The 20,533-nt window shown below is 49.7% G+C and carries 25 protein-coding genes; 10 read left to right on the top strand and 15 right to left on the bottom strand.

The genetic code is table 11. The features are described from left to right. Positions 1-14: 14 nt before the first annotated feature. Positions 15-1,250, bottom strand: coding sequence for an MDR family MFS transporter (locus tag BLD48_RS13415; protein WP_071500658.1), 1,236 nt, complete (start codon positions 1,248-1,250; stop codon positions 15-17). 102 nt (positions 1,251-1,352) lie between these two features. Between BLD48_RS13415 and BLD48_RS13410 the strand changes: the two genes are divergently transcribed. Both BLD48_RS13410 and BLD48_RS13405 read left to right on the top strand, forming a co-directional pair. Further along, positions 1,353-2,978 (top strand): ABC transporter substrate-binding protein, encoded by a 1,626-nt coding sequence (locus tag BLD48_RS13410; protein WP_071500657.1) that lies wholly within the window; start codon positions 1,353-1,355, stop codon positions 2,976-2,978. 178 nt (positions 2,979-3,156) lie between these two features. Next, a complete protein-coding gene (locus BLD48_RS13405) occupies positions 3,157-4,311 on the top strand; it encodes a globin domain-containing protein (protein WP_071500656.1) in 1,155 nt (384 codons plus the stop codon). Between the two features lie 241 nt (positions 4,312-4,552). Here BLD48_RS13405 and BLD48_RS13400 read toward each other — a convergent pair whose 3' ends face one another. Then, on the bottom strand, positions 4,553-5,755 hold the full coding sequence (locus BLD48_RS13400; protein WP_071500655.1) for an MFS transporter: 1,203 nt from the start codon (positions 5,753-5,755) through the stop codon (positions 4,553-4,555). Positions 5,756-5,993: 238 nt separating this feature from the next. Here BLD48_RS13400 and BLD48_RS13395 point away from each other — a divergent pair, with 238 nt between their 5' ends. Further along, the gene (locus BLD48_RS13395) at positions 5,994-6,296 is read left to right on the top strand and encodes a hypothetical protein (protein WP_071500654.1); all 303 of its coding nucleotides are present in this window, start codon (positions 5,994-5,996) and stop codon (positions 6,294-6,296) included. Between the two features lie 101 nt (positions 6,297-6,397). Here the strand turns inward: BLD48_RS13395 and BLD48_RS13390 are convergent, their stop codons facing one another. Further along, positions 6,398-7,153, bottom strand: coding sequence for an SDR family NAD(P)-dependent oxidoreductase (locus tag BLD48_RS13390; protein ID WP_071500653.1), 756 nt, complete (start codon positions 7,151-7,153; stop codon positions 6,398-6,400). Between the two features lie 83 nt (positions 7,154-7,236). Between BLD48_RS13390 and BLD48_RS13385 the strand changes: the two genes are divergently transcribed. Beyond that, a complete protein-coding gene (locus BLD48_RS13385) occupies positions 7,237-7,629 on the top strand; it encodes a MerR family transcriptional regulator (protein WP_071500652.1) in 393 nt (130 codons plus the stop codon). On the opposite strand, the gene BLD48_RS13380 is transcribed toward BLD48_RS13385, so the two are convergent. Then, on the bottom strand, positions 7,626-8,696 hold the full coding sequence (locus BLD48_RS13380; RefSeq protein WP_071500651.1) for a threonine aldolase family protein: 1,071 nt from the start codon (positions 8,694-8,696) through the stop codon (positions 7,626-7,628). The two genes, BLD48_RS13385 and BLD48_RS13380, sit on opposite strands and share 4 nt — an antisense overlap. A gap of 132 nt (positions 8,697-8,828) precedes the next feature. On the opposite strand from BLD48_RS13380, the gene BLD48_RS13375 reads away from it, so the two are divergent. Both BLD48_RS13375 and BLD48_RS13370 read left to right on the top strand, forming a co-directional pair. Beyond that, positions 8,829-9,500, top strand: coding sequence for a hypothetical protein (locus tag BLD48_RS13375; protein WP_071500650.1), 672 nt, complete (start codon positions 8,829-8,831; stop codon positions 9,498-9,500). Positions 9,501-9,709: 209 nt separating this feature from the next. Continuing rightward, positions 9,710-10,006 (top strand): hypothetical protein, encoded by a 297-nt coding sequence (locus tag BLD48_RS13370; RefSeq protein WP_071500649.1) that lies wholly within the window; start codon positions 9,710-9,712, stop codon positions 10,004-10,006. Between the two features lie 65 nt (positions 10,007-10,071). On the opposite strand, the gene BLD48_RS13365 is transcribed toward BLD48_RS13370, so the two are convergent. From BLD48_RS13365 to BLD48_RS13345, 5 genes are all read right to left on the bottom strand, one after another. After that, positions 10,072-11,214 (bottom strand): GGDEF domain-containing protein, encoded by a 1,143-nt coding sequence (locus BLD48_RS13365; protein WP_071500648.1) that lies wholly within the window; start codon positions 11,212-11,214, stop codon positions 10,072-10,074. Between the two features lie 143 nt (positions 11,215-11,357). Continuing rightward, positions 11,358-11,612 (bottom strand): phage holin, encoded by a 255-nt coding sequence (locus BLD48_RS13360; RefSeq protein WP_071500647.1) that lies wholly within the window; start codon positions 11,610-11,612, stop codon positions 11,358-11,360. After that, on the bottom strand, positions 11,609-12,271 hold the full coding sequence (locus tag BLD48_RS13355; RefSeq protein WP_071500646.1) for a M15 family metallopeptidase: 663 nt from the start codon (positions 12,269-12,271) through the stop codon (positions 11,609-11,611). The genes BLD48_RS13360 and BLD48_RS13355 overlap by 4 nt, the downstream gene beginning before the upstream one ends. Before the next feature lie 13 nt (positions 12,272-12,284). Further along, a complete protein-coding gene (locus tag BLD48_RS13350; protein WP_071500645.1) occupies positions 12,285-13,097 on the bottom strand; it encodes a DnaD domain protein in 813 nt (270 codons plus the stop codon). Between the two features lie 137 nt (positions 13,098-13,234). Further along, positions 13,235-13,432 (bottom strand): hypothetical protein, encoded by a 198-nt coding sequence (locus BLD48_RS13345; protein ID WP_071500644.1) that lies wholly within the window; start codon positions 13,430-13,432, stop codon positions 13,235-13,237. A 131-nt stretch (positions 13,433-13,563) separates the two neighbouring features. Here BLD48_RS13345 and BLD48_RS13340 point away from each other — a divergent pair, with 131 nt between their 5' ends. Then, on the top strand, positions 13,564-14,355 hold the full coding sequence (locus tag BLD48_RS13340) for a hypothetical protein (protein ID WP_071500643.1): 792 nt from the start codon (positions 13,564-13,566) through the stop codon (positions 14,353-14,355). A 72-nt stretch (positions 14,356-14,427) separates the two neighbouring features. Here BLD48_RS13340 and BLD48_RS16325 read toward each other — a convergent pair whose 3' ends face one another. From BLD48_RS16325 to arr, 5 genes are all read right to left on the bottom strand, one after another. Next, a complete protein-coding gene (locus tag BLD48_RS16325; protein ID WP_161487722.1) occupies positions 14,428-14,616 on the bottom strand; it encodes a hypothetical protein in 189 nt (62 codons plus the stop codon). Further along, complete coding sequence (locus BLD48_RS13335) at positions 14,613-15,395, bottom strand: M15 family metallopeptidase (RefSeq protein WP_071500642.1); 783 nt, start codon at positions 15,393-15,395, stop codon at positions 14,613-14,615. The genes BLD48_RS16325 and BLD48_RS13335 overlap by 4 nt, the downstream gene beginning before the upstream one ends. Positions 15,396-15,466: 71 nt before the next feature. Next, entirely contained in the window at positions 15,467-16,567 is a 1,101-nt protein-coding gene (locus BLD48_RS13330; protein WP_071500641.1) for a sensor histidine kinase, read from the bottom strand. Further along, positions 16,560-17,258, bottom strand: coding sequence for a response regulator transcription factor (locus tag BLD48_RS13325; RefSeq protein ID WP_071500640.1), 699 nt, complete (start codon positions 17,256-17,258; stop codon positions 16,560-16,562). Before BLD48_RS13325 ends, BLD48_RS13330 begins: the two co-directional genes overlap by 8 nt. 129 nt (positions 17,259-17,387) lie before the next feature. After that, complete coding sequence (gene arr, locus BLD48_RS13320; RefSeq protein WP_071500639.1) at positions 17,388-17,804, bottom strand: NAD(+)--rifampin ADP-ribosyltransferase; 417 nt, start codon at positions 17,802-17,804, stop codon at positions 17,388-17,390. Between the two features lie 324 nt (positions 17,805-18,128). Here arr and BLD48_RS13315 point away from each other — a divergent pair, with 324 nt between their 5' ends. Together BLD48_RS13315 and BLD48_RS13310 are read left to right on the top strand one after the other, a co-directional pair. Beyond that, a complete protein-coding gene (locus tag BLD48_RS13315) occupies positions 18,129-19,244 on the top strand; it encodes a GGDEF domain-containing protein (protein WP_236630034.1) in 1,116 nt (371 codons plus the stop codon). A 23-nt stretch (positions 19,245-19,267) separates the two neighbouring features. Further along, entirely contained in the window at positions 19,268-19,504 is a 237-nt protein-coding gene (locus BLD48_RS13310; protein WP_071500637.1) for a hypothetical protein, read from the top strand. A gap of 89 nt (positions 19,505-19,593) precedes the next feature. Here BLD48_RS13310 and BLD48_RS13305 read toward each other — a convergent pair whose 3' ends face one another. Next, entirely contained in the window at positions 19,594-20,142 is a 549-nt protein-coding gene (locus BLD48_RS13305) for a GNAT family N-acetyltransferase (protein WP_071500636.1), read from the bottom strand. A 105-nt stretch (positions 20,143-20,247) separates the two neighbouring features. Here BLD48_RS13305 and BLD48_RS13300 point away from each other — a divergent pair, with 105 nt between their 5' ends. Next, positions 20,248-20,442 (top strand): DUF4177 domain-containing protein, encoded by a 195-nt coding sequence (locus tag BLD48_RS13300; RefSeq protein ID WP_026833144.1) that lies wholly within the window; start codon positions 20,248-20,250, stop codon positions 20,440-20,442. The last annotated feature ends 91 nt before the right edge of the window (positions 20,443-20,533 follow it).

Genomic DNA, 20,533 nt, shown 5'->3' with positions numbered 1-20,533 from the left:
TATCCCCTTCCTTTTTAAGAAGCCTGCTGTTTTTCAGCAATTTTTTCGTTCCGGAACAAGCCGAGGTAGACGAGACCAAGTCCAAGACAAACGATCAGTCCGATATAGACACTCATCATGAACGGAGCGAGTACCGATCCGAGGATGAGCGTTGACCGCGACAATAAATCAGCACCGGCATGGGACGTCCCGGCAAAAGCCGAGTAGGCGCCGCGTTTATCAGCCGGCATCATGTTGGCTTGTGCCGCGTTCAGTGTCGGTGAATAGAGCAACTCCCCGATCGTCGCGATGAAGATGAATGTCAGCAACAGCGTCAGCGAGTTGGCACTCGTCACCGTCGCATAACCGATGATGTACAGGACCAGTCCGCCGACAAGCGCCTGTTTATTCGAGAAGCGGTTCGACAGACGCTGGATGAAAAACGTCAGACAGACGACGAGAATCGTATTTTCGATATTGATCAAACTGAGCATCCGGACACCATTGACGGTCATATCCCCGATCGTGACCGGATCAAATTCGTCCGCTAAGCGGACGGCAACGTAACTGCCCATCGAAAACTCAGCGGCGAGAATACACATCGAACCGAAGACGACTTTGACAAACGGTCGGTCGCGCCAGGCAATCTGATAACTTTTCCCGAGATCGCGGAAGACATTTCGGAGCGGTTGTTTCTGCCAGACGTGTTTCGATTCGTCGAGCAAAAAATGATAGGCAACCGGTAACAGCAGGGATGTACACGTCAACAGGCTGAACAAAAACAGCCGGTTGCTGACGTAGAGCCAACCGCCTAGCGCCGTCCCGAGGGCAATCGATAGGTTGATTAACCAGTAATCGATCGCATAGACGGCCCGCCGGTTTTCCGGTGTCGTCGCGTCAATGATGATCGCACTCATCGCCGGTCGACCGATGTTGCTCGTCACGGTGAAAATCGCATAGGCAATCGTAAAGAGCAACATCTGATCGACGGCGAGACAAATCGTCATCACCAAAAACATCAATCCGGTCGCTGTCGTCGACAAGACGAGCAGGCGTTTCCGGGGAAACCGATCGGCGAGGTAACCGCCAATCAAACCGATCAGGAAGCTGATAATCACTGTCCCGATCAAAAAGACGCCGGCAAATACTTTGTTGTACGCTTGAACAAATAACAGGGCCATGAACGGCATGATGGCGAACGAAATCGTCCGGTTAAAAAACGACGTTACAAGTCTGACTTTAATTGGTTGAGGCATTTCTTTCCATTTCATATTGTCACCTTCCATTCTCTACCTGTATGATAAACAAGACACAGCGACTAAAAAATGGACATTGTTAAGAAAATATGTCCCCTTTTAGAATGGAGGAATGAGATGGACGCTTATCTGTTCACCTTATGGAAATCCTGCCGGGAAGGATCGTACTCGATTGCTGAACTAGCCGACACGATCCATTTAAGTCCCAAACAAACGAAACGGTATTTGAACCGTTGGCAGGAAGAAGGATGGTTGCACTATACGAGCGGTCGGGGCCGCGGACATCTGACGGCACTCGTCTGGCTGCGTCACGTTGAACGGGAATACGCGAAACAGATGCTGGAGCGGATCGAACGGGAGTCGGTCGACGCCGTGACGGAAGAACTCAGCTGGGACTGGTCCCCCGCTCAAACCGGTCGCTTCATGCGGCAACTCGAGCGCAAGTTCGGCTATACACAGGAATCGTCGGATGCCCTGCTGATTCCCCGCAGACGTCCCTTTTTGACGACGGATCCGCTCGAAGCCGCCGACATTCACAGTGCCCACCTCGTCCAAAATGTCTTCAGCCGGTTGTTTGCCATCGACGCGGACGGTAAACTCCAGGGCGAACTGGCACATCATTATGCCTGGAACGGGTCCACGTTATCGCTCTATTTACGCAAAGACGTCCGGTTTCACGACGGTTCGCTGTTGACGAGTAAAGACGTCACGAAAAGCCTGCGGAAGCTCATCGCCTATCCGGCATACGCCCGGTCGTACCGGCATGTGTTACGGATTCAATCGAACGGACCGTATCAGGTCGATGTGACGCTCGATCAACGCCGGCATTCCTTGTTGCCAAAACTGGCGACGATTCATACGAGCATCAGTAAAGACAACATTGGGACGGGCGCCTTCCAATTGACGCAAAATAATAATAAAAAAACGATTTTGTCGGCGTTCCCAAACTATTTCGGCATCCGGGCACTGCTCGACCGGATCGAGTTCATTCAAATGCCGGACGCCTACGATCCCGTCTACCGGACATCACGGTCGGACTCCGGTGAGACGGATACGATTGCGACCCAGTCCGGCTTCGGTCTCGTTTTTTTGAACCCGCGTCTCGGCGGACCGTTCGAACAACCGGAAGCCCGCCACTACATACACCGGTTGATTGCCTCGATTCGTCCGTTGATTCAGTCTGTCAGTGAGCGGGGTTTTCCGAACGACCGCGGGTTTCTTGAACATTACAGTTCCGTTTATCCGCTGCCGACCGGTCCTGCCGTTTCGTTTGACCAGCCGCTCCGGATCAAACTGACCGACTTCACGGACAAAGTGACCCGTTGGTTATGCGAGACGCTTGACGCACACGGTATTCCCTATGAATTTGTGCCGATTGGCTTTAAGGAAAGTATCACCGATTTCCAGGCGTTTGCGACAATTGATCTCGCCGTCCACGCCGAAGTCTTTGAACGGAACTTGCCGGTTGCTTTCCATCAGTTTTTGACGAACGATTTTTCACCACCGGCGAAGATGTTTCATCGAATGCCGGAAATGGAGACGTGGCTGGCAAAATACGACGAGACCCCGTTCGAAGACTGGATGGTCCTGCATCAGGCGGTCGAACGGCATTTGATCGACTCGTCTTATTTCATTCCGCTCTACGATGATACACGGATCATCCCGTTCCCGATCGAATTGCAAAATATCACGATCGACTCGTTTGGCTACTTTGACTTTTCCAAACTGTGGATCTCATCTTGACCTTCGACTGCCGTCGGAGGTTTTTTGTCGGTTACTTGACGAATTGATGGCATCCTTGTGACAAACATCACGTACTATTTTAAATCTAGTATTTAATCTATTGCATTAAAAACAGATGTGACGGATACTGAACTCGAACCTGATTTGACCATCCATCATCCGAAAAGGAAGTGTCTTTATGTTAACGTCATCGACCATCGCCATCATCAAATCGACCGTCCCCGTTCTCGCTGAACACGGTCACAGCATCACGCGCGTCTTCTATCAACGACTGTTTGCCAATCATCCAGAAATGAAACATATCTTCAACCAGTCCAATCAAAAAAATGACCGCCAGTCGCAAGCCTTGGCGACGGCCGTCTACGCCGCTGCCGCCCATATCGACCGGCTTGAAGAGCTGAAGCCGACATTATTGCCAGTCCTCCATAAACACCGCAGTCTGCAGATCAAACCGTTTATGTACGACATCGTTGGGACGGAACTGATCGGCGCGATTCAAGACGTGCTCGGTGACGCCGCGACACCGGACATCATCGACGCCTGGACGATTGGTTACGGTGAAATCGCTAATCTCTTCATTTCACTTGAGGCGGAGTTGTACAAACAAGATGAACACGACAAAGCGTTTGTCGGTTACCAGCCGTTCCTCATCGATACGATCACGACGGAAGCAAGTGACATCAAAACGTTTAAACTGATTCCGGCGGACGGACGTCCGTTACCGACTTACTTAGCCGGTCAATACGTCACGGTTCGGCTGCAAGCGCCGGACGGACTCTGGCAAAACCGGCAGTACAGCCTGACGAAAGCCGCCGACGAAGTCTCATATGAGATTGCCGTCAAACAAGACGGATCGGTGTCGGGACAACTCCATGACTTAACGGTCGGTGACTCTCTCTTATTAAGTGCACCGGCGGGTCAGTTCATATTACCGGATTCCGGTGCCCCATTCGTCGGACTTGCCGGTGGGATCGGTTTGACGCCACTGCTTGCGATGGCGGAAGCCGCGCTTGCCGACGGACGACCGGTCACGTTGCACGTCGCCGTCCAGGACGATCTCGATCGTCCGTTCACGTCACGATTGAACCAATTTGAGACATTCGGAGCAAGCGTCGTTCGGTACGCGGAACGTAATGCACAAGCCGGGACACGCGCAGGACGATTGACGCGTGATGAGCTGACTTCAATCGATCCAGCGGCCGAGACGTTTGTCTGTGGTCCGGAAGCGATGATACAGTTTGTCCGGCAACACTGGACAGGTCATCCGGATAACCTGTACTACGAAGTGTTTGGTCCGAGCCTCGCCCTTGCGGCACCGACCGTCGTCTCTTAACGCATAAAAAACGAACGACCCCACATGCGGGATCGTTCGTTTTTGTCTGTTTATGTAGCCGCTTATTCCGGTGTGATCCGTCTCCATAAGACGTTTAACAGCACCGTCATTCCACCAATCGGAATCAAAAACATCAAAGCCAGCATCGTCATATTATCCATTCGTTACATTCTCCTCTGTAAGCGTTTTTATTAGTATATCGTTTCTTTAAAGACACGCCCTCCGCCTAAAGACGGATTTGTCATCCGGCTTCATCCCGTCGCACGTGATCACGGGTTTTGTTACGCTTAAAGCGAATCAACAGGACCGTTGCCAGTAACCCCGTAGCGGAAAACAACACAAACACCGTCTCGATCGCAAACACCGTCGTCAAGTAGGAAGAAAGGGCAAAACAGATTGCGGAGCAGAGCGTCGACGCGGCGACCATCGCCGAACGAATCCGGCCCAGCAACGCATCCGGTGTCGTCTGTTGCAACAAGGTCGCAAACGGAATCCCAAACAAACTGAGGGCCATCCCCAGTAACAACATGCCACTAAAGGCAAACGGTAACGTCGTCGTCAGTCCGACCGCTAACGTAAAGACACCTTGCAATAGGATGGATAGTCGGAACATCTGTGTCAAGTCGAGTCGGTCCGCAAACCGGGCATAGAGGAGCGACATGCCGATACCACCGATGACGAGGGCCAGTTCAAGCAAGGAAAACGTGTGTGCCCCGCCCTGCAGGACATCCTTCGCAAATGGGGCGAGCAAGGCATTCGCCGGTGTAATCATCCAGTTGGCGATGATCCCGAACACTAAAATCCGGATCAACCGGGCGTCCTGAAGCAAATAACGGAATCCGGCCTGCAAGTCGCTCCAATAGGTCGTTTTTTCCGCGACTGCATCAACAGACGTCGACCGTAACGGGAACAACAGGAACCAGGCGATGACGTGCAGGATTGCCTCCAGTACTAAAATCGTCTCGATCGAGAATCGGGCGATTAACATCCCTCCGGCGAGTAGTCCCGCTAACGTCCCGATCCGGTCCAGGGTGCTCAAGTAGGCATTGGCGACCGGTAATTTTTCAGCATCGACGATCCGGGTCACGACCTTAAACGCCGTATTGCCGCCGATGACTTGTAAAAACGTCTGGACGACGAGTAGAACCAGTAGCGGAACCAGCGTCGTTTCCGTTTGCGTCAAGAGGAACCAGACAAAAAACAATACCAGGAAACGAATCAGGACGGTCGACTTCAGCAAGCGGACCGGTTCGACCCGGTCAATCCACGGTCCGATCAAACTGGAACTGACGAAACGAATCAAAAAGACGGCACCGATCAACAAAGTCAGTTCTGCCGGTGACAGCAGCTGGGCGCACGTCCAGTAGATGGCGATGTAGGAGACACTCGCCCCGACGACGGCAATCAAATCCGATGCGTAAAAATAACGAAACAAACGTGTCATCCGCTTCCCCTTCCCCGTTCACTTTCCTCATATGGATCGTATCGTCAGTTTTTTACTTTTTATCAGTTTACACTTTTTTACATAAGACGCCTAGTTGGGAAATGCTTTTTTACAAAATTGGAACTAGCCGACATCGTTTCGTCATATTGTGTTCATCTTGTTATCGACTTCTCATCGGACTGTAACGAAGATTGCAGGAATTGTCCTCTATACTAAATGCAGAAGGAAGTGAATAACCATGAGAATGCATACACGCACGGTTTCCCATCATCAATCGACTGACCATCCGTCTGAGGCACGGCTTGGTTATTACTTTTTACTCATCGTCCTGCCGCTTGGTCTCGCCCATTTGGCGCAATCACTGGTCCCCGTGACCAATTCGCCTCAATCGCTCTTATTATCCGTACTTACGGTGTGTGCGATCGGTCTTTTTTCGATACTAGGCAGTCGGACCGATGGCAGCCCGAAAACAACCTTCTTCAGCTACGCGCTGTTTTTAGTCGTCAGTTTATTGTCGACCTTTGCCATGCCCCTGATCTGATTGGATCTGGAAACATACCGGATTCGGATGCGTCCGAATCAGATAAACTCAAAAAAACCAGCCTCCTGCAAAAGCGGGAGGCTGGTTTTTTTGAGTCTGAATCAGTTGGCACCCACATACGTAAAGAGTGGTCCCCGGAGTTCAAACGAATAATCTTCGGCGTTGACGATCCCGACGATGGCGTCGCTGTTGAGCAACTGGTCGAGGAATCCTGCCATCTCCGCCGCTGTATGATACTTCGCGACATGTTTGCTGTAATCAAATCCCTGTTCCCCCCGCGAACGGTCAGCAAATTCCGTTTCCGTCGCAGCCGGTGCCAAGACTTTCGCCCGCAATTTTGCCCCGGAATTTTTCAGTTCCTGCGCCAGTCCTTCCGTGTAGGCACTAACATAGAATTTCGTCGCGCAATACGTGACAGCGTTCGGGACGATCCGGTAGCCGCCGCCGGACGAGACGTTCAAGACGGTTGTTCCTTCGACATCATGGTAGTCGTGGACATACAGACTCGTCAAGACCGTCAACGCTTCGATGTTCAGGCGGAGCATCTTCTCGATTTTTGAGACCGACACGTCCTTGACGTTGTCAAAATCACCGAATCCGGCGTTATTGATCCACGTCTCGATATCGAGGTCTTTTAATGACTCATACAAGTCATGGACATTGGCCGATTCCGTTAAATCGACCGACCGTAAGAGGACGTCACTGTCCGGTGCAAGAGCTTTGACTTCGTCCCGCAATTTTTCGAGTTCGTCCGTCCGTCGTGCGACGAGGACAAGCGATTTTCCTTTTTGCGCGAGCACTTTCGCCGTTTCGTACCCGATTCCTGAGCTGGCACCAGTAATGACTGTGTATTTCATCTGTAATTCCCCATTTCTGTTTGGTATAGTAAAAGTCTACAAGTTAGAGTTTACTCTAAGTCAAGCAAGAAAGGTGATACGACATGTATACGATTTCTGAAATCAGCCGGTTGACACAGACGACGGCGCATACAATCCGGTATTACGAAAAAGAAGGTCTGCTGTTTCCGACACGGACGGCAAGCGGTATCCGGCGTTATGACGAGACCCAACTGACGTGGCTCCGCTTTGTCTTACGCCTCCGGGCAACGCATATGCCGATTGATCAGATCCGGGAGTATGTTGAATTGTTTCTCGCTTCGTCCGATAAACACGATACGACGCGTGACCGGCTGCGCCTTCTTGAAGCCCATCAACAAAACGTGCGCGACCAGCTCGCTGAACTCATGCAGACGGAACAGCTGATTACGGAAAAAATTGCCACTTACCGCAAGCACCACCCTTCTGTTGCAGAGGAAACATTGCGCCCCATTTAAGAAAACGTCTGGTGCAATTGCTCAAACACTTCTTCCAAGCGGTCGATCTCAAGTTCCGCGTAGGCATCCCCAAGACTGATTTCTGTTGAACAATACCCGTCTTTGTCGACGAGGTAACCGACAAGACCAATCCTCGTCGTTTCCTGAATCTGTTCGAGCTTCGGGGAGACTTCATCCGACTGCCCCGAAAAATGTAGGTGGAACATGTTCGAGACGGGGACTTTCGGCGTCGTGAAGACACCCGGCAACGCATTAAACCGCTCTGCCAGTTGTTTCGCGTTTTCATGATACTGACCCATCCGGTCCTTCCGGAGTTCATAATAATGATCGGCTGAGACGATATACGGATAAAGACTGATCAAATCCCCGCCATACCGTCGTTTCCAAATCCGCGCCGTTTGACAAAATGCCGCCGGCCCCGCGAGAATCGCCCCAGCAATCCCGCCGAGTCCTTTATAAAACGAGAGGTAGACGCTGTCGAACAAGGCGGCTATTTCCGCTGCCGTCTTTTGATAATACGGCAACATCTCAAACAAACGGGCACCATCCAAGTGAAGACGAATCCCCCGTTCGCGGCAATGCCGACTGATCGCTTCCAGTTCGCTGAACGCTGGGGCGACCCCGCCAATTTCGCGTTGTGGGAGTTCAAGCAACAGACAGGCAACATCCGGCAAGGCCTTAATCTCGTCAAGCGTCATCAGCCGGTCCGCCTCGCCGACCAGCATCGTCTGGATCGGATGCAGTTCCTTCAGACCATCCTGCTCATGGATTTCGAGATGGCAGAGCGGATGATAGGCGACGGTCCGGTTTCCTGTCTCGTCCGACCAGATCCGTAAGGCGATTTGTTGCGCCATCGTCCCACTTGGGAAAAAGACCGCCTCTTCCATCCCGAGTTGGTCTGCCATCTTCTGTTCGAACGGTTCGATGAAGGGACCGGCACCGTACTGATCGCTTGAACGTCCGTCTTCGATTTCCGCGAACGCTGCTGTTAAGACACCGACATTCCGTTTGCCATGCCCACTGATCTGTCCTGTAGATTGTTGAAAGGTCGTCCGTAATCGACTCATCTTGAAACCTCCATTTTTTTAGGAAATAATGACTAATTTTTGAAAAAATCAAAACCTTTTGACGATGAATTTGCTATACTCAGTTCAGACTGATTCATCAACCGTTTTCGCGGCAAAAAAAGAGGTGGCTTCATGCTAACATCCATCCGACTGAAACTCGGATTATTCATTTCCGTCGTCCTGCTAATCTTGTTACTGATCAAATCATTTGTCCCACGCCTATTAACTCACGTTGTTTCTTTTTTCGACAGTCACACCGAATTTTCCTGTACGACCCGTTGTGGCGACTCCTACGAGCTGTCACTTCCTTCCGAACCGCTCACGCTCACTATTGATCCGATCATTGATGTCGTCGCGGCCGAACCGGAGCCGGCATTTTTACGGACGGGGTTTGATTCCTTGATCGTCGCCCCTCCCTATCCGTTCATCTTCATCTTACTTGTCTTCGTGACAGCCGCCCTGATTGCCCACTACATAAAAATCGTTCGACCGGTACGCTTCCAACCGATTCACTTTGCGACCAGTCGCGTTCAGGTCTTGCATTATCCGGATCACGATTTACCAGCAGAAGACATCCGCCAACATATGCTTCTGTTCAACCGTCGGCTACCGGAGCCCTTACAACGACAAGACCAGGAAACGATGACGGAATGGTTTGACCGGATCGAATTCCCGTCCCCCGTCAGTCCACATTATTTAGAAGTCCGATACGGTGACAAATTTTCTATTCCCGCCCACCAATTGACGTTCTTCAAACAGACGACGGAAGATTTTTTACGTCGTGTCGGTTCGATGACTGTCTGATGTCCATGTACTTGTCTTTGACAACGTGCATCGAAATCGGGCAGTTTTTTTGTGGTTCTTCTAACAAATCCCCTAAAAATCCAATTTCCGGTCACTTTTTAAGCCATAACTGATATTTTTCAAAAAAGATGGGTAATATATACTATATAGTTAAGTAACAGCTTATAATTTTTTGAACTGTTTTTTGGAAGAGAGCGAGGCGAAACGAGATGATTTCCGCACAAGAAGCATACTTCATCAAAAACGGTTTGAATGAACGTTTTCAAGACCCTCGAATCGACTGTGATTTTTCAATTTTCTCGCTCGAACCGTTTCAACTCTTATTACATGTCCATGATGAAGAGATGGATGAATTGAGTACGGAAACACGCTATGTCTTGAGTCGAAAAATTCGGTCCCAACTGAATCAACTCGATGCGAAAGTCGGCGGGACACCGGTCAAGACAGTGTTCGTCATTTCCGCTCCGTTGATTTCCGACCATTCCTATTGTGTGATTTTGCAATGATTCGATGATGAACAAAGAGCTCTGGCCCCATCTTCTGGATGAGATCAGAGCTCTTTTTTCATACCTCAACTGGCTTCATGGCTTGAAATTTGATTGCGACCGCTCGACTTCGCCCGATACAAGGCTTGATCGGCTAGAACAATCAAATCCTCTTCCGACAAGGTGTCATCCGGTCGGACGACGGCGACTCCGATGCTGACACTGAGTTGGCAGAGCGGTTGATAAGCAGCATGCTCGATGTTCAACTGTAAGATTTCACCGCGAATTCGTTCCGCGACATGCTGGACACGATCCGCCTGTTCCGTCAAGATGACGGCGAATTCCTCTCCGCCGTACCGGGAGACGAGACCATATTCACCAGCATGTTTTTTTAACGAGTCGGCGACTTTCTCGAGACACCAGTCCCCTTTCAAGTGACCGTACGTATCGTTATAGAGCTTGAATTCATCGACATCGACTAATATCAAGGCAACGTCCGTCTGCTGTTCCTTCGCCACCTTGAACGATGTCTCCAAATGTTCGTCAAACGCCCGCCGGTTCGGAATTCCTGTCAAGGCATCATGCAACGACCGATGGATCAACGCCTGTTTGCTTCGTTCGAGCCGGATTGTCTGCAAGAAGGCCATCAGCAGCAAAACCGCGACACTGACGACGATGACAATGACCCACTTGGCGGAAGCAGACGCTTGTTCGGAACGATCCGTCGCCTCTTGAATGATGTTATCGATGTCTTGGCGAATCTTCGCATTGATCGGACGGAACTGGTTGATATAGTCCATGCCACTGTATCGCTTTAACATCGCACGTTCCACTTGATTATCTTGGATCCAGCGAATTTGCTGTTCGTAAAAACCGTCCGTCCGTTGAATCAACGGGATCGCTTCTTCTATCAATAATTGTTTCATGATCGGATGACGTTGGTCGAGCATTCGTAACTGTGCAATCGTCTCCTTGAGTTCGGCGTTTGTCGTTTTGAATTGTTGGAAGGTTTGGTCATTTTGATTGAGCAAATAACTCCGGACCGTCAATTCCTGATCAAGCAACAACGGGAACAGTTGGGACGCGGCGTTTGAAATCGGAATCGCTTCCGTGATGATCCGGTCGTTTTCTTGTTCGATTTTTAAAAAGGCATTATAACTCCAGATGCTTGTAAACAATAAAGAAAACAATGCCAGTAGCAGGTAAAGTTGCAACGTCGATAGTTTCAAGTTCAGTCTGACCTCTTTCTTGTCCGTCGCCTCGACTTACGACCGATGACGATGCGGTGCGCTACCTTATTATCGGTATCTTGGGATCAAACCATTAGCGCTCTACTCGAAATAATGCCCGTTGTCTGCACATTCCAAACAATTTACGAACTCCTTTTTGATTTTTGTTGTTTTAATTCGCGTAACCACTCTTGTGCCTGTTCGGCGGAGTGCGTCAGATTATTATTTTTCCACCAGGCATAGATCAGACTGCTCGCCCCAAGACCAGCCGTCAGAGCCGTCTCGACCTGCGTCGTCTCAAACGGGAGTGGCGTATAGCCGAGTGCAAGTAACGTCAGATTCACGAAACTATACAGGGGAACGAGGAGACGGAGTACGGCGACGTACCGGCTCTTCATCGATCTGCTCCAAACAGGTGACGCCAAGTGACGGGACCAATCACTCCGTCCGCCTGCAAGTGATGCCGTTGTTGAAACTGTTTGACGACACGCGTCAATGTCGTGTCAAACCGTCCGGTCAAAGGCAGACGAAGCCGCTTTTGAATCAGCCGGATGACAGTTCCGTCCATCCAGGTCGCTGCCGGATGGAGCGGTCGTCCCGGATAACGGGGACCAAGCAACGGTTTCGATTGTTTATTGACGGCATCATAGAGCTGAAAATGCGGATAATCAGGGAAGTTGCCCCAATCGCCGCCCCACTGCATCTGGTATTGTTTCATTGCTCGGACGAGACGCTTCAATCGCGAATCGGGCGGTGCCAGAAATTCCGCCCGTTTTCCCCCGTCGGCATACAGAAACAAGTCAATAGCGACTCCGAAATTATGATTCGACGCGCCCCCCTTCGCATAGGTGACGATTTTTCCGGGTCGGGTCCGCCCGATTGCATACAAAGCGTCCTGTTCCTGTCTTGTCCGAAAGGCTTGCGCAATCCCGATTGGTAAACCTTCTGCCGCCAGTTCCGTGATGACGGCGCGGGTGATCGCGACGACGTCCGGGTCCATCTCCTTCGTCAACTTCCGGTCCGCCCGTTCGAGTAACCAGTCAAGTGATGGTGTCATAATATCCTCCTTGTTAGATGAGTTGTGCTAGCAGTTGTGCCAGTTCCGCTTGATCCGGAACGGCTTGTTCGAATTGCTGTTTCTGTTTTGCCTCGACCTGTTGCTGTTGCCTGCGTTCTCGTTCGACCCAGTCCGGTAAACGTGTCCGACTCGTTTTTTGTGGAGCGCGACGGGACCGTTGCTGACGGCGTCGTTCGTGTTCATCAATTTGCTCAGGCGTCAACAGACGCTGCTCCTTCAACTTGTTGACAATCGCCTTGATGTAGTTGAAATGCCGGATGTTCGCCGCCGTTGCTTGTTCGATCGCATGATGCACGACGGCATCACTGCTCTCTTCGACAAGCAGGTCGAGCTGACGGCGGATTGACGGGGTGACACGTCCGATTTCAGTGTCAAAGTGCTGGACGACTTCGTCCATGGTCTGCCCCGTTGATGAAGGTGAGTATTTTTTTAAGATATTTTTCTTAACCCCTTTTTCTTTGGGGGCGACAGGTGACTGCCCTGCTGCCGTCTCCTGACCTTCCTCCTGACGGGAGACGACGCGTTCCGGCAGACAGATCCGGTAACCGTTTGACGTCTGTCCGCCGTGACGGTCATATCGTTTGACCTTCTCAATCCATCCTTTTTCAATCAATGACTGTAAACACGTTTTGACGGTCGTCTTGCCGCACGGGACGGCGTCCGCCAGCGTCTGGTGTGACGGGAAGGCGAGTCCGTCCGGTCCGGCATAACTCTGGACCAGAAAATAAATCATCTTTTCATGGACGGATGCGAAGTTTGCTCCGTCGCGTAACAGCTGGTGTTCGATTCGTAAGTAAGGTTGCATGAATGGTTCCTCCTTTGATGTCAGGAGGGGACACCTCCTTTCTATGAAGGAATAACAGTCTCAACTATCCGTTTGTTCGAAAAAAAAACAGGCATGGTCTTCGGAATCAACTGTTCCGAAAAGCCGTGCCTGTCGTTTTACATGAAACGGAGATACAAATAAGGGAGCACACCTGCGAGCAGCATGCTGAACCCTGCCATGCCGAGCGTGACGACGATTGCTTTTGACAACGAAATCGTTTGTTTTCGATACGCCGAAAAAACGGCTTGAACGATCGTCAAGAGCATCAGTCCACTCAAGAGACACGAGCCGATGAAGAGAACTAGTACATCCATCACATGCTTCCTTCCATCATTTAGGATATCGTACTGATAGCTTGATGATATCTTTCCTTGACGGAAATCACAAGCTTGTTAGACTAGGAAGTAGAACGCTTTCATGAGACAGACTAAAAAGGAGTTTTTGGATGCAACGACAGCATGCACTACTTAACCGCCTCGACCAAATCGGGCGTCAACTTGAACACACACAGGATGCCTGGTTATTGCTTGGACTCGGCTCCGTCGGCCAGGAACTGGAGCGGCTCGATGCTTATTCCGACCTCGATTTTTTCGTCATTACGAAACCGGGACAAAAGCAGCGGTTCCTCGATCGGCTCGACTGGCTCGAGTCCGTTCATCCACTCAGCTTCATCTTCCAAAACACCGTCGACGGTTTTAAGCTGTTATTCGCCGATGGCATTTACGGAGAATGCGCGATTTTTGAACTGGATGAGATGCCGGACATCGCTTTTTCTCCCGGTCGAATCGTTTGGCAAGATCCGACATTCCCGGGCGTTGACTTGATGGTTTCAAAACAAGTACCCCCATCGATACGGCGGGATACACTCGACTTTGCACTGAACGAAGCCTTGACGAATCTGTATGTCGGACTGTGCCGCTACGCACGTGGTGAACGGCTGTCCGGTCTGCAGCTTGTCGAACAACATGCTTTTTCGCAACTCCTGTCCGTCCTTCATCTGCTCGAGCCGGAAGTCGTTTATTATCCGGACCAATATGGCAATGAACGCCGGGCCGAGCAACGATTCCCGCAAGCGAAGGAACGATTTGCGGACGTGCTCCAAGGGTACGACCGGGTACCGCAATCCGCGCTCGCGCTGCTCGATTGGCTCGAGCAACTGCACCCTGTCAATCAAGCGATGGCCGGTGAGATCCGGCGGTTGGCTGCTGTTTGTCAAAAACAAAACGAATTCAAGTAAAATGACTCGTTTCACGCGACTTTAATCTTAAAGCGTGTGGGACGAGTCTTGTTTTACATTCATTACTGTGTTTCAAGATTGACGGTCTAAGTACCCCTCTGCTTGCAGCTGCTCCAACTGTCTCGTCAAAAATCCGTCAAATGGGAAATCCTGTTTTTCAATTTTACTTTGCAGACGGCGCAGCATCTGCTCCGCCCCTTCAATCACCTCAAACGGATAATGATACATTCGCTGATGCGCTAAAAATTCCTCCTCAATCATTTTTGTAACCGGGACGTGACGATAAAACCTTTTGCATTGGTCCCGGATACGTGAAAGACGGGCGTATCCGGAATTTTGAGTGCGCGGTGTTTCGTGTATTGCACAAAATAGGTACGACCGGCAATTTGAATCTGATACGCGTGTTCTTGTTTGAGGTAATTCAAATATTCTTCGAGTACCCAATTTTCCTCATACATCTTCACGCTGTGCGGCAGACCGACGTAGCGGATGTGCCACGGTTCAAACGAGATTCCTGTCACTCCCTCTTTCCCCTTTGGATAACGGATGATAAAACCAAACTGATGCGCATGCTTAGCAAGCCATCTGCCCTCTTTCGATTGTTTCATTTTGCCGCGTGTCGAGCCGATGTCTACCGACAGACCGGTCTGGTGTTCGCTGTGTCCAGCAGGCAACGCAAAGTCCGCACCATATTCTTCATACAATTCCTGTTGCAGCTTCCCACTTCGGTAGGCACTATTGATTCGAAAGTGATCGATGCCGACCTTTTTCGCCCGTTGCATCATCCGTTGCAAAGCGGCTGCGACATGATCCTCAAGCAGTAAATCAGGCTCGACGATTGTTTCCGATACCTGTTTAGCGACGGTAGATAAATTACGGGGATCTTCTTGAATCTTCGTCTGCTTGTTGATTAACACCAAATCTCCTTGATACAAGGAAACCTCTTTTAAGGAAATCGATTGTGTCAAAGCCGGTGTCCGGCTCAAATAAAATTGATAGACGATGAGGCACGTTAATAGGACGACGATTGTTTTTTTCATGTTACACCCTCTCCTTTACTTCCTTACACTCAGCGTAAAGAAAAGGGTTTAAAGGAAAGTCGGGAAAAACCTTAAAGATTTCTTAAATCAGACGGCAACGTGACTTCAAACCGAATCCGTCCATCCGTTTGTTTGACTTCAATCGTCCCTTCGTGTTTCTCGACGATCGTCTTCGCAATGAACAAGCCGAGACCGGTCTGTTTCGTCGGCATGTTCCGGACTTGATCCACCGTATAAAACATATCAAACAGATGCGGGACGTCTTCTTTTCGAATCGGCGGACCGTAGTTATTAATTTGAATGGTGATGACCTCACCTTGGCGAGCTGCTCGAACCTCAATCGGTCGACTCACATCCCCGTAACGTAGGGCATTACTGAGTAGATTCTCGAAAACCCGCGCCAGTTCTTTCCCGTTTCCGTAGACGGTGAGATTCGGAGCGATTTGTTGGTCAATCCGACCATCGACTCGGCTGATCAAAGGATACATCTCGTCCAGGAGTTGAAGCAACAACTCGTGCAGGTCAACCATTGACTGTTCAGTCGCCTTAAGTGACAGGTCCAATTTGGAGATATCGAACAGGGTTTCCATCAACTCCTCGAGATCACGGGATTTTTTATAGGCGATCTTTGTATAGGCGACGCGTTGCTCGGCAGTGGTTGACGGTTGATTCAATAAGTCCAAGTATCCGGTCACTGATGTCAGAGGTGTCCGTAAATCGTGGGCTAAATTGGCAATCAACGTTTCTTTACTGCGCTGGGCTAATGTCTCGGCTTGAATCGCGGTCCGCAATCCACTGCTCGCCTCGTTGAGATCGTTTGCGATTTGACGGAATTCATCCTTCGAGGAAATCTCGATCTGATGCGAAAAATCACCGGCTGCCAATTGGCGGATACCGGTCGAGATTTCATTGAAGTATTTGGTATAAGTCCGCGTCAATAAGTAGAAAACGAGGATGGAGAAGGGAATATACAGCGCTAAAAACACATAAATATCGCCGACTTCGCGCATCCAAAATCGGTACTTCATGTAGGTATCGCCGTAAAAGACGTGATGATGGTAATAGTATTGCAGGGATTTATACATCGCGAACGTGACGACTGCTGCAATCAGCAGACTTTGGATGAACAGATAGATGATCCGCGTCCGGAAACTGTTGATGAATTTACGCATTGACCTTGTACCCCACTCCCCAGACCGTTTCGATCAACCTGTTCGCTTTGTTCGTATCCTCAATCTTTTTCCGTAAGGTCCGGATATGAACCATGACGGTGTTGGCCCCTTCAAAATAATCCTCCTTCCACACACGCTGGAAGATTTTTTCTGAACTGAACACTTGATTGGGCGAGCTGGCGAGTAACCAGAAGATATCAAACTCTTTTGGTGTCAAATTGACCTTTTGTTCATTGACCAGCACCGTCCGTTGATCTGCATCCAGACTCACGTTTTGGATGTTGATGACGTCAACCTTGGACGAAACCGTCTGTCCTGTCCATTGAAAGGCGCGCCGTAATTGAGCATTGACCCGGGCGACCAACTCCAACGGATTAAACGGTTTCGTCATATAGTCATCCGCCCCGATCACCAACCCGCTGATTTTATCAAGATCGGACTGCTTGGCGCTCAGGAAGATGACCGGTGTCTGATTGATCTGCCGGATTTTCGTCAACACTTCATGACCGTTCATTTCCGGCATCATGATGTCTAGGATCACAAGATCAATCGACCGCTGCTGAAACAACGTCAGACCTAATTTTCCGTCATGAGCAAGTAGCGTAGCGAATCCTTCGTTGCGTAAATGGATCGAGACGAGTTCGGCGATTTCGACTTCGTCTTCGATGATGAGAATCGTTCGTGTCTGCATAAGCTGTCTCCTTTTCTACGTCTGAACAGCTTATATGATGGCATAACGAATCCTTCATTCCCCTTTTTTCAAAACAGATTCCGCAGGCTTTTTACAATCGTTTCCAGACGTCGTGATTCTTCTTTTGGCTTAGTCTAAAATTACATTTTTTCCTTCCGCACGTAACTTGGCGAGGGACGTTTTCATCTGTTGAATCACTTCTTCCGTATGTCGTTCCCATGTCGCCAGCTCCGCGACGATGACAAGCGGTTGCTGCGACCGGTACGACTGCGTCGGATTTCCCGGAAAACGTTTGTCGGTCAAATTCGGATCATCTTCGAACGTCCCGCGCGGCTCGATGAGATAGATGTGTTCGGCACCATCTCCTTTGGCGAGTTCGGCGCCCCACTTGGCGGCCTCAAGCGTTGCCGTAAAATAGATGTAATTGGCGCGTTTGTCCTGATAATTGGATGGAAAATGCGCCTCCAACTGATCGCCGACGTTCAACGCTACTTTTGTCCCGTGGAAAAACGGTCCCCGGTCCAGCACTTCGGTTTGGTCCGTCATCAAAATCCACTTCCTCTCTTCAGTGTTCTTGCTTGTAGTATAAGGTGCGATTTGACAGAAAAGTAGTCTGTTTCCTTTAGGGCAATCGCGGTATACTTCTAGTAGAGGGATCCATCACACGTTACCTGGCAGACGAATGTTCCAGCAGGAGTTATTCAGTCAGTCGGGTTTTTTCCATGCATTTTAGTTCACAGCACGCTTAAATCGGCAACTGCAATTAATCTAGATTTCCTGTCCCAAAACTGTCCCAATTCGTTCTTCTCGTTTGACAACTTTTGTCAGCGTGGTATCGTGAAAGTATCAAGGTCAAGGATGTGGAAAATCATGTTCATCGTCGAGTTATTGATCAACGCCTGTATCGCGTTCACCGGATTTTATATCATCTCGAAAATCATCCATTCCACCCAGTTTTCATCCTCTACGATGAAGTCGATCATCATCGGACTGGCGACCGGATTACTGGGTGTCTTGTTAATGTTCAAAGGCATTCAAGTCAACGAGTCACTCCGGATGGATTTGCGACATTTACCACTCGTCTTACTGGCGTTTTACGGCATTCGTTTTCCGCTTGTCATTGCGACAGGAGTCATCGGCAGTTCCCGTTTTTTGTTTGGTGTCACACCACAAGCCTTCGTCGCGTTCATCGCGATTCTCGCCATCAGTACCGGCATGATTTACATCCACCGCAAATTGCTCAACCGACCGTTCCTGCAAAACATCGCCTTAAACGTCTGGGCCCTGTTAATGATCACCATTGCTGTCTTGATCAACTTAGGATTCAATGAAACCGCAATTTTACTTCTGCTATCGACCTGGACGATTGGCCTTGCCGTCGGTGTCCTCTCGAGTATGCTGACGCTTGATTTTCAGATCTTGAATCAGCAGGTCCAACTGTACAAGAAGTCAGCTGAACTTGATCATCTGACCGGTCTATATAACCGGCGGGTCTGGGATGCCCGGACGGCAGGACTCGAACAGGAAGGACGGATTTATAACGTCCTCGCCCTCGACATTGATCATTTTAAGCATGTCAACGATACGTACGGGCACGGTAATGGCGATCTCGTCTTACAACAGTTCGCCAACATCTTGAAACAAGAGACGCGTCCGCACGATATCACGGCCCGGATTGGTGGTGAGGAGTTCATGATTCTCGTCTATGACCTGTCCCCGCAAAAAGTCGTCAAGGTCGCTAATCGGATTCGGGAACGGATTGCGACGGAACGGTTTCAACTCGACGGTTTCCCGGCGATTGAAGTCACGACCTCGATCGGGATCGCCCACGGGAAGCTTGTGCACATACAGCAAATGAACGTGCTGGCGGACGAAGCCTTATACACGGCCAAACAACAAGGGCGGAATCGAACGATTCTGTTCGATCAAGCCGATCAGCAAGATGTCGCCGTCACCCAGTCGTCGACCGAAACAATTCATTCTTAAACACATACGTTGGGGGTTAGTTGATGTTTGAACAAAAAAATGAATTCATCACGACAGCGGAATCAATTTTATTTGTCAGTACGCTGTTCATCTGGTTATACATCAAACAATACTTTGATACCGTGGACACCTGGTGGTGGGCGTTCCCCGTGATGACGTTCGTCCTATTCTTGCGATCTTTCATCGGTCGCCGCGTCGACCTGAGCTTTGGTTGGAATGATGACGAAGAAGAACAAGAGTTGGATCAAAAACAACGTTAAACAGAAACAGCCCGGTCCTATCCGCTTTTTTCGGATAACGACTGGGTTGTTTTTTGGAGGATGCATCTAGTTTCAACGATTGAATCCCGTTATGGTTTTAGCGCCTTTTCCCGTGTCAGGACCATCTGGATCGAATAGATCCATTTCCCTGCGATTTCTACATCGTGGGCATCCACACCGATCACTTCGAAACCGATTTTTTCATAGACGTGTCTCGCCCTCGGGTTGATGGCCAACACACTTAAGGTCAATTGGTCTAAAGCCGTGTGCCGGAAGAGATAATCAATCAACAACTGTGTCGCTTCTGTTCCCAAGCCTCGATTTCTGCCATCCGGTCCGATCAGAATCCGGAAATTCATGCTTTGCTGTTGTTGCTCATAGTCGTTGACGACAACTTCCCCCACTAATGAGTCTGACTCCTGATCGATGATGGCCAAATCCAACCAATCCGGTTGTGCGTTTCTTGTGGCATACCACGTTTGCAGGGTCTTTCGGTCGATGCCGGAGGAACTTCCGGTTAATGTCCGGACTTCGGGATCGAGCAAACATCGTTCAATCCATGGAACGTCCTCCGTTGCAAAGGGACGGAGAGTGACCTTTTCTCCGATTAAGGTGGGTTTAACCGTTAAATCCATCATTTGATTGTTGCTCCTTCGTTTAGAATTCATACTTCTGGTCGTTTTTCTGGGAACTATTTCCTATTTCTGTTCGTACGATACAAGACGATTAAAGGAGGGGCTATTATGTTCGAATACCAATTTATCCGGATTGATTTTAAACGGTTATCCGGCAACCCGAAAGAAGATTACCGGGACGTCATTACCCAACAAGCGGAAGACGGGTGGCGGTTCATCCAACTCGTTGCACCTGATTTCGTGACGTCCGGCGTAGGGGTCGGATCTTATTATGAACTGATTTTTGAACGTCCTCGATCGTAAGACTGAGCATCCTGAAACGATTTCGTTCTGTTAGTATACCGAATCGTTATCCTCAAATGACACTTCCTTACATTTTTGTTCGTTTTCTGTT

Source organism: Exiguobacterium sp. KRL4 (assembly GCF_001870785.1).
GTDB lineage: Bacteria > Bacillota > Bacilli > Exiguobacteriales > Exiguobacteriaceae > Exiguobacterium_A.
Note: the sequence above shows the minus strand (reverse complement) of the source record. Positions and strands in the feature narration are given on the sequence as shown.